The sequence below is a fragment of the Amycolatopsis xylanica genome (genome assembly GCF_900107045.1).
GTDB lineage: Bacteria > Actinomycetota > Actinomycetes > Mycobacteriales > Pseudonocardiaceae > Amycolatopsis > Amycolatopsis xylanica.
The window spans coordinates 448,050-460,471 of the sequence record NZ_FNON01000006.1 but is presented as its reverse complement, the minus strand read 5'-3'; the positions used below and the strand labels follow the sequence as shown (position 1 = coordinate 460,471).

The following is a 12,422-nucleotide window of genomic DNA, read 5'->3' as shown; positions in this document are numbered from 1 at the left end:
CGTGCTTCCCAGACACGTTCTAGACGTCGTGGCCCGTGGCCGGGTTGCCTCAGTCGAGATCGTCGTGGCGCATGAGCTGGCGGCCCGCCTCGGTGATCGACCCCGACAGCGACGGGTACACCGAAAATGTCAGTGCCAGATGTTCCACTGTGAGCTGGTTCTGCACGGCGAGCGCGATGGGAAGGATGAGCTCGCTCGCCGTGGGCGCCACGACCACACCGCCGACGACCACGCCGGTGGCGGGGCGGCAGAACAGCTTCACGAAGCCGTGCCGGAGACCCTCCATCTTCGCGCGGGCGTTGGTCGCGAGCGGGAGCATGATCGTCCTGGCGGGCACCTCGCCGGAGTCGATCGCCTGCTGGCTGATGCCGACGGTGGCGATCTCCGGGTGGGTGAAGACGTTCGCGGCGACGGTCTTCAGCTTGATCGGGGCGACGCCCTCGCCGAGCGCGTGCCACATGGCGATGCGGCCCTGCATGCTGGCCACGGAGGCGAGCATGAGCACGCCGGTGCAGTCGCCTGCCGCGTAGATGCCGGAGACGCTGGTGCGCGAAACGCGGTCGACGGTGATGAAGCCGCCGGGGCCAGGCTCGATGCCGACCTTGTCCAGGCCGATGTCGGCGGTGTTCGGGATCGAGCCGACGGTCATCAGCGCGTGGCTGGCCTCGATCACGCGGCCGTCGGCGAGGTGCACCTTGACGCCCTTTTCGGTGCGCTCGACCTTTTCCGCGCGCGCGTGCTTCGCGACGGTGGTGCCGCGCTGGGAGAAGACCTCTTCGAGCACCGCGGCGGCGTCGGCGTCCTCGTGCGGGAGCACGCGGTCGCGGCTGGAGACGACGGTGACCTTCACGCCCATCTCGGTGTAGGCCGAGGCGAACTCGGCGCCGGTGACACCGGAGCCGATGACGGCGAGGTGCTCGGGCAGCTCGGTCAGGTCGTAGAGCTGGCGCCAGTCGAGGATGCGCTCGCCGTCCGGCACGGCGCCGGGCAACACGCGCGGGGTCGCGCCGGTCGAGATGAGCGCGACGTCGGCGTCGAGCACCTCGGTCTCGCCGTCCGAGGTCTCGACGGCGACCTTGTGCGTGGCGAGCCCCGGCTCCTCGTCGCAGAAGCGCGCCTGGCCGGTGAGGACGCGCACGCCCTCGCGCTGCACGCGGGCCCGGATGTCCGCCGACTGCGCGAGCGCGAGGCCCTTGACGCGGCCGTGAACGGTCGGCAAGTCGACGCTGGTGTCGGCCAGGTCGGTGTGAATGCCCAGCTCAGCGAGGCCGTGCATGTTCGCGCGGGCACCGGAGGAGGCGATGAAGGTCTTGGACGGCACGCAGTCGTACAGCACGCAGGCGCCCCCGAGCCCGTCACGCTCGACGATGGTCACGTCCGCGCCATGCTGCGCGGCGACCAGAGCCGCTTCGTAACCCGCCGGGCCTCCGCCCATGATCACGATCCTGGTCACCTGATTCCTCCTCCTTGGCCGGTCCGCGCCGGTCCTGTGCCGGTTCGACACGCTCAGCCTAGGTGGACTCGGCGAGTGCGTCCTATCGGGTGAGGGATGTGTCGCTAGGCTGTGCGGCGTGCCGTTGTATGCCGCTTACGGATCCAACATGGAGCCCGCCCAGATGCTGGAGCGCGCCCCGCATTCCCCGATGGCCGGCACCGGCTGGCTCGAAGGCTGGAGACTGACCTTCGGAGGCGAAGACCTCGGCTGGGAAGGCGCGCTCGCCACCATCGTCGAAGACCCGGGTTCCCGCGTCTTCGTCGTCCTCTACGACGTCATCTCCCTGGACGAGGACCGCCTCGACCGCTGGGAAGGCGGCGAGCTGGGCATGCACAACAAGATCCGCCTCCGCGTCCAGACCATGGACGGCTCGGTCCTCGCCTGGCTCTACGTCCTCGACGCCTACGAAGGCGGCCTACCCTCAGCCCGCTACCTCGGCGTCCTCGCCGACGCGGCCGAAGCCGCCGGCGCCCCCGTCGACTACGTGGACGCCCTCCGCACCCGCCCCTGCCAAGGCATCACCGGCTAACCCTCCTCCCGAGTCTTTGCCCTTCCCGTACGCATGTTTGCATTTCCCGCACGCGTCTTTGCGCTCCCCGAACGGCGCTCGAACGCCTGCCGTAGCTCCGCGAGCAACCGCGTCGGGTCACGGAGGTCGGCCGCCGACGCCCGGATCATGATCCAGCCTCGACCCGCCATCCGAGCGTCCCGCTCCGCGTCGTACTCGGCGCGGTCCTCGTGCGCGGCGAACCCGTCGTACTCCAGGCCGATCCTGACCGCGGGCCAGGCGAGGTCGAGCCGATACAGGCTCCGCCCGTCGATGGTCCGGATCTCGAACTGAGCTTCGGGCACGGGGAAGCCTGCCTCGACCACGACGAGTCGCAGAAAGCTCTCCGGTGGAGAGTCAGCCTTCCCGGTCGCAAGGTGGGCAAGCATGCGTGCCCTGTGGACACCTCGCCGATCTCGCCGTCCGCTCAGCCTGACGAAGACCGCCTGGCGCAGAGCCTGAGCCCGCTTCGGTGACAGATCGTGAAGCGCCTCATCCAAGCAGGCGAACGCTGTCCGGCTGTCTTTTCCGCAAAGGGACTCAGCTAGCGATAAATCGAGCTCGAACACCCGCAGGTCGTCGATTTCAGTGACGTCGGATGGCTCGAAGTCCTGGTGATGTACCACCAGGCCCGCCTTGGATCTCACCCCGCTCGAGTAGGGCACGGTGATATGCACTGGCAGCCCCTCCGCGGCCGAAAGCCCATGTAGAGCGAGTGCTGTCGGTCCGGACAGCACTGCGGATTCGTCAACCGCCAGTAGTGCCGCGTGCGCCCGCGTACCCAATTTGAGTGAATCCGCGGAATGAATCAGCACTCCGCGGAAAACCTGTTCGAGTACTCCCGAAGCCAATGCCTCACGAAGGCCACGTTCGCCCAGCGCCTTGACGACTTCGCCGCGTAAAGCGGCTCCATGTCTTCCCCCTAGATTCATCACGCCCTCGATCATGAGCGACGTTCAGTGACGAGGGGAAGAGGGGTTTTCGTCAACCTGTGGATAACCGAGCTACCTGTGGATAACTCGGTTGATCACCAGCGGCAAAGACGCGTGCGGGAGCGGTCATCACGCGTATGGGAGGAGCAAAGACGCGTACGGGAAGGGCAAAGATTAGGCGAGGGAGGTTAGGGCGGTGTGGACCAGGACTCGGGTTCCGGCGAGGAGGGCGCGCTCGTCGAGGGTGAAGGTGGGTTGGTGGATGTCGTGCTGGGGGCCCTCGCCGGACCAGACGCCCAGGCGGGCGAAGGCGCCCTGGGTGTGCTCGAGGTACCAGCCGAAGTCTTCGCCGCCTGAGGATTGCTCGGTCGATGTCAACGCGTGTTCGCCCAGGGCGGCTTCGACGCCGGCGCGCAGGAGGGACGTGCTCTCGGGGTCGGAGACGACCGGGGGGACGCCGCGGCGGTAGTCGAGCGAGAAGCCGACGCCGGTCGGGGCGAGCAGGGACTCGACCGAGGAGGCGACCAGGGGCTCCAGCGCCGTCCAGACCTCGTGGTCGGCGGTGCGGAGGGTGCCGCGCAGGAGACCGTCCTGGGGCACGGCGTTGGCCGCCTGGCCCGCGTGGACGGCGCCCCAGACCAGGACGGTGCCGGACCGGGGGTCGACGCGGCGCGAGAGGACCGACGGCAGCGACGTGATGACCGTGCCGAGCGCGTGGACCAGGTCGGCCGTCAGGTGGGGACGGGAGGTGTGGCCGCCCGGCGAGGTCAGGCGCAGCTCGATCAGGTCGGCGGCCGAGGTCAGCGCGCCGACGCGGGTGCCGACCAGGCCGACCGGGACGCGGGGGTCGCAGTGCAGGCCGAAGATGCGCTCGACGCCTTCCAGCGCGCCAGCCGCGATCATGTCCAGCGCTCCGCCGGGCATGACCTCTTCGGCGGGCTGGAAGATAAACCGGATGCGGCCGGGCAGCTCGGGGGCGTCGGCCAGCGCGCGGGCCGCGCCCATCAGGATCGCCGTGTGGGCGTCGTGGCCGCAGGCGTGCGCGACGCCGTCGTTCACGGATGCGTACGACAGCCCGGTGGCCTCGGTCAGCGGCAGCGCGTCCATGTCGGCGCGCAGCGCGACGCAGCGGTCGCCCTTGCCGATGTCGCAGACGACGCCGGTGCCGCCGGGGAGCACCCACGGCTTGAGGCCGACTTCGCGCAGCACCTTCATCACGAGCTCGGTCGTGCCGTACTCGCAGCGCGAGAGCTCGGGGTGGGTGTGGATGTGGCGGCGCCACGCGAGCACGTCGCCCGCGTTCGCCCGCAGCCAGTCGTCGAGCCAGTACGGCCCACGTCCCGCACCCAGATCCTGCACAGGTGCCATGCTGACTCCGGCTTCGGTGATCAACGCACCGGGTGCCACGTGACCCCCGGGGTCGCCTGGAATGTCCGGCCTGGAATCGAGAACGGTCACGCCGCACCTCCTCCCGCAACGCGAGTTGCCGATGGCTCAGTGATGTCTGTCATACGCATTTGCAGACAAGGGTGCACCATGCAGGCGGCGACATGCGCACTGAGCGGAGGGGCCCTAGACGGCCGGTAGTGGATCTGCGTTGAACGGCTTGAGGGAATTCGGCGTAACCGATTGCCGATTACCTTTCGACCGTTTGGCGCCTAGGTCGACTTCTTGGACCTGGCCCGCCTTCCCCAGATCACGACGAGCAGCAACACCACCGCGGCGCCACCCGCGATCAGCTTGTTCTTCGTCTTCTGGCTGTCGGCCTCACTGGTGGTCGCCGGGTCCAGGACTGGACCGGGACCGACCTGCGCGGGCGCCGTGACGTGCACGGATGCCGCGACCGGGGTACCAGTGGCGAGTGCCGGTGAAACGCCGAACGCCGATACCGCCAGCACGCAGGACACGAAAAAGATTCGCAATTTCGTGCTCATTCCCCTCCTTCCGACGAAAAGGCAGCCAAGATCCGCTGCGCCGCCAAAGTAGCGGTCAACCGGCCATCGCGCACAGCCTGCTCGACCTCGGGTACCACCGCACGGACGCCAGGATGCGCCGAAAGGCGGCCCAGCAGTTGCTCCCGCACCATCGCCCAAGTCCAGTCGACCTGTTGGCGCCGCCGCAGTTCGTCCAGCTGACCGGCCTCGGCGAGCGTCTCGCGGTGCCTGCCGATTTGGTCCCAAACAGTGTCAAGTCCGACGTTCGTCAGCGCGCTGCAGGTGAGCACCGGCGGCGTCCAGAGCGCGTCGGGGCCGTAGATCATCCGCAGCGCGCCAGCCAGCTCACGCCCGGCCCGCTTGGCGTCGCGCTCGTGCTCGCCGTCCGCCTTGTTGACCGCGATGACGTCCGCGAGCTCCAGCACGCCCTTCTTGATGCCCTGCAACTGATCGCCGGTGCGCGCCAGCGTCAGGAAGAGAAAGCAGTCGACCATGTTCGCCACGGTGACCTCGGACTGTCCAACCCCGACCGTTTCGACCAGAACGATGTCGTAGCCTGCCGCCTCCATCAGGACCATCGTCTCGCGGGTCGCGCGCGCGACGCCGCCCAGCGTGCCTGACGTGGGCGAAGGCCGGATGAACGCCGACGGGTCGACCGCCAGCCGCGCCATCCGCGTCTTGTCACCGAGGATCGAGCCGCCCGTGCGCGTCGACGACGGGTCGACCGCCAGCACCGCGACGCGATGCCCGGCGGTCGTCAGGTCGGTGCCGAGCTGGTCGATGAATGTCGACTTACCGACACCGGGCACGCCCGTGATACCGATCCGCCACGCGCCACCGGCATGCGGCAGCAGCTCGACCAGCAGCTCCTGCGCCTGCGCGCGGTGATCGTCCCGATTGGACTCGACCAGCGTGATCGCCTTGGACAGCGTCCCGCGGTCGCCCGCGAGCACCCCTTTGGCGTACGCGGCGACGTCGACCTTGCGCGGCAACGGTCAGTGCTCCTTGAGCTGGCCGAGCAGGTCGATGGCCGCGTCCGCGATGACCGTGCCCGGCCCGAAGATCGCCGCCGCGCCCGCCGCCCGCAGCTCCTCGTAGTCCTGCGGCGGGATGACCCCGCCGACCACGACCATGATGTCGGAGCGGTCCAGCTCGGCGAGCTCGTGCCGCAGCGCGGGCACCAGCGAAAGGTGCCCCGCCGCCAGCGAGGACACGCCGACCACGTGCACGTCCGCCTCGACGGCCTGGCGCGCGACCTCGCCCGGCGTCGAGAACAGCGGGCCGACGTCGACGTCGAAGCCGATGTCCGCGAACGCCGTCGCGATCACCTTCTGGCCGCGGTCGTGCCCGTCCTGGCCCATCTTGGCGACCAGGATGCGCGGACGGCGGCCCTCCTCGGCGGCGAACTCCTCGACCAGCGAGCGCGCCTGCTCGACGTTCTGGGACTTGCCGACCTCGTCGCGATACACACCCGAGATCGTACGAATCTGGCCGGAGTGGCGCCCCCAAGGCTTCTCAAGCGCGTCGGAGATCTCGCCGACTGTCGCCTTCGCACGTGCGGCGTCGATGGCAAGCGCTAGCAAGTTGCCATCGCTCTCAGCGCCCGCCGTAAGCCTTCGCAAGGCGTCCTGGGTCGCTTCTTCGTCGCGCTCTTCGCGCAGCCTTCGCAGCTTCTCAAGCTGCTGTGTGCGGACACCTGCGTTGTCGACCTTGAGAACGTCGATGGCCTCGTCGTCGCTTACGAGGTACTTGTTGACCCCGATAACCGGCTGACGCCCGGAGTCGATCCGCGCCTGCGTGCGCGCGGCGGCCTCTTCGATACGCAGCTTCGGGATGCCCGCGTCGATCGCGCGCGCCATGCCGCCCGCGGACTCGACCTCAGTGATGTGCGCCCACGCCTTGCGCGCGAGGTCGTAGGTCAGCTTCTCGATAAACGCGCTGCCGCCCCACGGGTCGATGACCCGCGTGGTGCCGGATTCCTGCTGCAGCAGGAGCTGCGTGTTGCGCGCGATCCGCGCGGAGAAGTCGGTCGGCAGCGCCAGCGCCTCGTCCAGTGCGTTGGTGTGCAACGACTGCGTGTGCCCCTGGGTCGCGGCCATCGCCTCGACACAGGTGCGCACCACGTTGTTGTAGACGTCCTGCGCGGTCAGCGACCAGCCGGAGGTCTGCGAATGCGTGCGCAGTGACAGCGACTTCGTGCTCTTCGGGTCGAACTGCTTGACGAGCTTGGCCCACAGCAGCCGGGCCGCGCGCATCTTCGCGACCTCCATGTAGAAGTTCATCCCGATGGCCCAGAAGAACGACAGCCGCGGCGCGAACTTGTCCACGTCCATCCCGGCGTCGACGCCCGCGCGGATGTACTCGACGCCGTCGGCCAGCGTGTACGCCAGCTCCAGATCGGCGGTCGCCCCGGCTTCCTGCATGTGGTAGCCGGAGATGGAGATGGAGTTGTACTTCGGCATGTGCTGCGAGGTGAAGCCGAAGATGTCGGAGATGATCCGCATCGACGGCTGCGGCGGGTAGATGTAGGTGTTGCGGACCATGAACTCTTTCAGGATGTCGTTCTGAATGGTCCCGGCCAGCTGTTCGGGCTTGACGCCCTGTTCCTCCGCCGCGACGACATACAAAGCGAGGACCGGCAGAACCGCGCCGTTCATCGTCATGGAGACGCTCATCTTGTCCAGCGGGATGCCGTCGAAGAGCTGGCGCATGTCGTAGATCGAGTCGATCGCGACACCCGCCATGCCGACGTCACCGGCGACGCGCGGGTGATCGGAGTCGTAGCCGCGGTGCGTGGCGAGGTCGAACGCTACCGACAGTCCTTTTTGGCCTGCCGCGAGGTTGCGGCGATAGAAGGCGTTGGACTCCTCCGCGGTGGAGAACCCGGCGTACTGGCGGATGGTCCACGGCTGGTTGACGTACATCGTCGGGTACGGCCCGCGCAGGTACGGCGCGATACCGGGATAGGTGCCCAGGAAGTCCACATCGGACAGATCGTCGGCCGTGTACACCGGCTTGATGCCGATGCCCTCCGGGGTCTCCCATGCCAGCGCGTCCGGGCCCTTGCCGGTGCTCGCGTGCAGCGCGTCGGTCCAGGCCGCGGCACCGGCGGGCTCTGGCGTGCCCAGCTCGACGTCGGAAAAGTCGGGAATGCTCATCGAGTGACTCCCAGAGTCGCGTGGAGCGCGGTCAAGGCCTCGAGTGCGTCGCACCCGGCGAAGACGTAACCGGTGACGTCGGCGTAGTCACCCTTGCCCGCCAGCAGGACGGCGGCGGCGCCCGCGTCCTTCAGCGCGGTAGCCACTGACGCGGCCTCTTCGGCGTACGAAGTGTTGCTGCCGCACAGGCAAGCCACCTTCGCGCCGCTCGCCTTGAACGCGGCCACAACGTCGTCGACCGCGCCAGGGTTGACCGCCTCGAGCCCGCCAGCCTGGAACAGGTTGGCGGCGAACCCGGCGCGCGCGGTGTGCGCGGCGACCGGCCCGAGCGTCGCCAGGAACACCTGCGGCCGCGTGCCATGCTCGGCGAGGTAGGCGTCCGCCGCGTCGCGCAGCGCCTCGAACTCCTGCGCGTAGCGAACGCGCGGCAACCCACCATTTTGGACGTCCATAGTGGACTGAGCGCGGACGACCGGCTTCTCGGCCAGGTTCGGGAACTCGCTGACCCCGGTGATCGGGTCCTTGCGAGTGGCGATCCGCTGGGACCGCTTGGCCCAGGTCGTGGCCAGCCGCCCGGCCAGCGAGCCGGAGCCCAGCACCGCCGAGATCCCGCCCTCACGCTCGATCTCGGTGAACTCACGCCAGGCCGCGTGCGCGAGCTGATCGGTCAGGTTCTCGACGTACCAGGACCCGCCAGCCGGGTCGATCACCCCGGCGAGCTTCGACTCCTCCAGCAGGATCGCCTGGGTGTTGCGTGCGATGCGCCGCGAGAACGCGTCCGGGAGCCCGATCGCGCCGTCGAACGGCAGCACGGTGATCGCGTCGGCCCCGCCGACCCCGGCGCCGAAACAGGCGACGGTCGTGCGGAGCATGTTCACCCACGGGTCACGCTGGGTCAGCATCGACGGCGACGTGACCGCGTGCTGGCGCATGCCGATCCCGGCGGCGCCGGACACCTCGGTCACCCGCGCCCACAGCCGCCGCGCGGCGCGGAACTTCGCGATCGTCAGGAACTGGTCGGCGCTCGCGGCGAGCCGGAACTCCAGCTGCGAAGCGGCCGCTTCGACGCTCAGCCCGGCGTCGGTGAGCGCACGCAGGTACGCGACGCCTGCCGCGATCGCCGCGCCGAGTTCCTGTGCGTCGGAGCCGCCCGCCTCGTGGAACGGCAGGCCGTCCACGACGAGCGTCCGCAGGTTCGGGTATTTGCCGGTCAGTCGTACGGCGAGCTCGGCGGCCGGCGCGATGTCGAAGGCCTCGCCGGTACGCGCGCGCAGCCCGATCGGGTCGGCGCCGACGTTGCCGCTCGCCTCGCTGGCGGGGATCTCCTTCTCGGCCAGCACCTCGGTCAGCGCGACCGCGGCCGCTTCGAAATCGGCGCCTGGCTCAAGCACGACCGGCGCCAGTTCCAGGTAGACGCCGTTCAGCACGTCGGCCAGCGAGGCCGGCGGTACTCGCAGCCACAACGAGGTCACGCCGCCTTCGAGATCGGCGAGCACCGCCTTGTTCGCGGCGGCCGGGTCGGGGTCGGCGTGCAGCGCGCGGACGTCCCAGCCGGTGCGGACCGCGCCTTCCGGCTTCGCGCCGCGCACGAACGGCGGCAAGCCGGGGAAACCGGCGGGCGGAGCCGCGTCTTCGGCCGTGTACAGCGGCTGGATCTCCAGGCCGTCATACGTCCGGGTGACCAGTCTGCTTTCGGGAGCACCTGCGAAGTCTTCGGGTAGCGCGCCGCTTTTCCGCAGCACACCGGCGACGAGCTCCTGCCACTGCGCCCGGCTCGCGCCGCCGAATTCGGCGGCGAGCGAGAGCTCACCGGGTTCGGCCTCACCGACATTGGTCATACCTGCCGATGGTAGTTCGCAGGGGTCGCACCCTCACCTGTGAGCCTCGTCGCGCCCGCTGATTTAGGGGTATGACCTTGGCTGAGTCCGTCAACTCCGCATACGACACAATCAGGGGGTGTCGACCTCCAGCGAACAGCCTCGCGTCGTTGCCGGGCGTTACCGGCTGCGCTCGGTGCTGGGTTCCGGGTCCATGGGCACCGTCTGGTCCGCCTACGACGAGTTCCTGCACCGGCCGGTCGCGGTCAAGGAAATGAAGATGCCGCATGGGGTTCCGGCCGCCCAGGTCGACGAGCTCCGGGAGCGGACGCTGCGTGAGGCACGCGCGATCGCCGTGCTCTCGCACCCGAACGTGATCATCCTGCACGACATCGCCAGTGAGAACGGCGATCCGTTCGTGGTGATGGAGCTGCTGCCCTCGCGCAGCCTTTCGGAGCTGCTGCGCGACCACGGCCCGCTGAGCGTCGAACAGGCGGCCGCCGTCGGCAGCGCCGTCGCCGCCGCGCTGCAGGCCGCGCACGCCGCCGGGATCACGCACCGTGACGTCAAACCGGGCAACGTGCTGATCGCCGAGGACGGCCGCATCAAGCTCACCGACTTCGGCATCGCGCGCAACGTGTCCGAGTCGACCATGACGAAGACCGGCATCATGCTGGGCTCGCCCGCGTACATCGCACCGGAGGTGGCCTCCGGTGGCGCGGTGACCGGCGGCGCCGACCTGTGGGGCCTCGGCGCGACGCTGTTCGCCGCGGTCGAGGGCAGCCCGCCCTACGACGCCGACGGGGACCCGCTGGAGACGGTCGGCAAGGTCGTCAATGGCGATGTGCCGAAGCCGTCCGACGGGCCGCTGGCCGAAATCATCATCGGGCTGATGGACAAGGAGCCAACCGCGCGCCTTTCCCTGCGCGAGGTCCGCCAGCGCCTGCACCCGATGCAGCCGAAGAGCCCGCTCGACACCTTCCCTGCCGAGCTCTTCCACACCCCGGACGGCAAGAAGACCTCCGCGCAGCCGGCGCCGACGGACACGCAGGTCATCAAGGTCACCCCGAAGAAGGCCGAGGACACGAGCTCGGCGCTGGCCTCCGACCCCGGGCCGCTGCCGTTCCTGAAGGAGCCCGCGCCGCCGCTCGCGGCCGCCCCGCCGCCGGTCAAAGGCCGTGGCCTGGCGGCCGGGCTCGCGCTCACCCTCGCCGCGATCCTGCTGTTCCTGCTCGCGGCGGGCGGCGGGTTCGCGCTGGCCAGGACGGTCGGCGGCAAGTCGATCGCCCCGCCGCGCAGCGCGCCGACGTCGACGGTGACCGACACCGGGATCCCGCCGCGGCCGCTGAACCTGGTCGAGCAGGACGGCGAGGCCAGCCCCAACAAGGGCACCGGGGGCGGGGCGTTCACCATCAAGGCGCCCGAAGGCTGGGCCCGGTTCGTCACGCAGTCGCTCACCAGCAAGCTGGCGCAGAACACCATCGTCCAGTTCGTCGCGCCGGACGGCACCCGCACGGTCAACGTCCAGCGGTTCGTCGACTACTACGCCAAGTACCCGCAGCTCGACGCGTTCATCAACTGGCTGCGCCAGACCTGGCCGATCCCCGGCCCGATCGACCGGCGCGCGCTCAGCGAGCACGACCTGGTGCTCACCTTCCGCACGCAGGAGCCCGCAGGCGGCAAGTTCATCACCGAGCGGGAGCCGTCGCCCGACACGCCCAAGGCGACGCGGACGACGTTCGCGCACGTGTTCCGGCAGAACAACAGCCTCTGGGTGGTGTCGGTGACCGTGCCGGTCGAGCAGGAGCAGGCCGGGCGGACTGAGCTGTTCGACAAGATCATGCAGACGTTCTCACCGAAGGCTTAGTCGCCGTAGACGCGGTGAGAGACCTCCTGCTGGGCGATCCGGCGTAGTGCCATCAGGAGCGTGTCGCCGAGCACGGTGCCGACGGCCGCGCTCTCCACGATCTGCTCGACCGACTTCATCCCGGCCAGGCTGGCCAGGTCCTGTTCCGCGATCTGCCGCGACGCGCTCGCGTACTGGGGCAGGCCGTCGAGCAGGTTCTCGTGGCCGAGGTCGCGGAACGCGCCCATCACGCTGATGAGGACCTCGATGGCCGGATCGTCGGTACAGAGGTCCCAGCCCTGCTCCTTCGCGACGCCTTCGAACCGGCTCAGCGCCCAGGCCCGCGTCTCCTCGTCGACGGCGACGTCGGGCATGGCGATGCCCTTCTGCGCGAAACCCAGCGCGGAGTGCGTGGACACCTGGTCGTCGATCGCGCCGAGGGTCTCCTGCACGGCGGCGATCGACAGGCCGCCGACGTCGATCAGCGCGCGGACCAGCTTGAGCCGCCGGACGTGGGCTTCGCCGTACCGCGCCTGGTTGGGGCTGGTGCGCTCGCCGGGCTGGAGCAGGCCTTCGCGCAGGTAGTACTTGATCGTCGCGACCGGGACGCCGGACACGCTGCTGAGCTCGGCCATGCGCATGGAGCTTTTCACCTTTTCTGTGGACATCCTCAGGATGGATAGTATAGCTTCC

The 12,422-nt window shown here is 69.2% G+C and carries 10 protein-coding genes; 2 read left to right on the top strand and 8 right to left on the bottom strand.

Annotated features, from left to right (window positions below):
• Positions 1–49: 49 nt before the first annotated feature.
• Positions 50–1,453: an NAD(P)H-quinone dehydrogenase gene (locus tag BLV57_RS28895; protein WP_091294009.1), complete on the bottom strand. Its 1,404-nt coding sequence runs from the start codon at positions 1,451–1,453 to the stop codon at positions 50–52.
• 118 nt (positions 1,454–1,571) lie between these two features.
• On the opposite strand from BLV57_RS28895, the gene BLV57_RS28890 reads away from it, so the two are divergent.
• A complete protein-coding gene (locus tag BLV57_RS28890; RefSeq protein ID WP_218134893.1) occupies positions 1,572–2,024 on the top strand; it encodes a gamma-glutamylcyclotransferase family protein in 453 nt (150 codons plus the stop codon).
• Here BLV57_RS28890 and BLV57_RS28885 read toward each other — a convergent pair.
• The 6 genes from BLV57_RS28885 to BLV57_RS28860 all read right to left on the bottom strand — a co-directional run bounded on the left by BLV57_RS28885 (position 2,021) and on the right by BLV57_RS28860 (position 9,904).
• Positions 2,021–2,719 carry an endonuclease domain-containing protein gene (locus BLV57_RS28885; RefSeq protein ID WP_342741223.1) on the bottom strand — a complete coding sequence of 233 codons (699 nt, stop codon included), beginning with the start codon at positions 2,717–2,719 and terminating at the stop codon, positions 2,021–2,023. The genes BLV57_RS28890 and BLV57_RS28885 overlap by 4 nt on opposite strands.
• 429 nt (positions 2,720–3,148) lie before the next feature.
• Positions 3,149–4,432 carry an amidohydrolase gene (locus BLV57_RS28880; protein ID WP_091294006.1) on the bottom strand — a complete coding sequence of 428 codons (1,284 nt, stop codon included), beginning with the start codon at positions 4,430–4,432 and terminating at the stop codon, positions 3,149–3,151.
• 200 nt (positions 4,433–4,632) lie between these two features.
• The gene (locus BLV57_RS28875; RefSeq protein ID WP_091294004.1) at positions 4,633–4,908 is read right to left on the bottom strand and encodes a hypothetical protein; all 276 of its coding nucleotides are present in this window, start codon (positions 4,906–4,908) and stop codon (positions 4,633–4,635) included.
• On the bottom strand, positions 4,905–5,900 hold the full coding sequence (gene meaB / locus BLV57_RS28870; RefSeq protein WP_091294002.1) for a methylmalonyl Co-A mutase-associated GTPase MeaB: 996 nt from the start codon (positions 5,898–5,900) through the stop codon (positions 4,905–4,907). The genes BLV57_RS28875 and meaB overlap by 4 nt, the downstream gene beginning before the upstream one ends.
• A gap of 3 nt (positions 5,901–5,903) precedes the next feature.
• The gene (gene scpA / locus BLV57_RS28865; protein WP_091294001.1) at positions 5,904–8,066 is read right to left on the bottom strand and encodes a methylmalonyl-CoA mutase; all 2,163 of its coding nucleotides are present in this window, start codon (positions 8,064–8,066) and stop codon (positions 5,904–5,906) included.
• Positions 8,063–9,904: a methylmalonyl-CoA mutase subunit beta gene (locus tag BLV57_RS28860; RefSeq protein ID WP_091293999.1), complete on the bottom strand. Its 1,842-nt coding sequence runs from the start codon at positions 9,902–9,904 to the stop codon at positions 8,063–8,065. Before BLV57_RS28860 ends, scpA begins: the two co-directional genes overlap by 4 nt.
• A 118-nt stretch (positions 9,905–10,022) precedes the next feature.
• Between BLV57_RS28860 and BLV57_RS28855 the strand changes: the two genes are divergently transcribed.
• On the top strand, positions 10,023–11,750 hold the full coding sequence (locus BLV57_RS28855) for a serine/threonine-protein kinase (RefSeq protein WP_091293997.1): 1,728 nt from the start codon (positions 10,023–10,025) through the stop codon (positions 11,748–11,750).
• Here BLV57_RS28855 and BLV57_RS28850 read toward each other — a convergent pair.
• Entirely contained in the window at positions 11,747–12,370 is a 624-nt protein-coding gene (locus tag BLV57_RS28850) for a MerR family transcriptional regulator (protein WP_091293995.1), read from the bottom strand. The genes BLV57_RS28855 and BLV57_RS28850 overlap by 4 nt on opposite strands.
• Positions 12,371–12,422 lie beyond the last annotated feature (52 nt).

What these genes read in the sequence shown, in the direction of transcription:
- BLV57_RS28875 (WP_091294004.1), bottom strand. Translation starts at nt 4,908, where the DNA reads ATGAGCACGAAATTGCGAATCTTTTTCGTGTCCTGCGTGCTGGCGGTA.
- BLV57_RS28850 (WP_091293995.1), bottom strand. Translation starts at nt 12,370, where the DNA reads ATGCGCATGGCCGAGCTCAGCAGCGTGTCCGGCGTCCCGGTCGCGACG.
- BLV57_RS28860 (WP_091293999.1), bottom strand. Translation starts at nt 9,904, where the DNA reads ATGACCAATGTCGGTGAGGCCGAACCCGGTGAGCTCTCGCTCGCCGCC.
- scpA (WP_091294001.1), bottom strand. Translation starts at nt 8,066, where the DNA reads ATGAGCATTCCCGACTTTTCCGACGTCGAGCTGGGCACGCCAGAGCCC.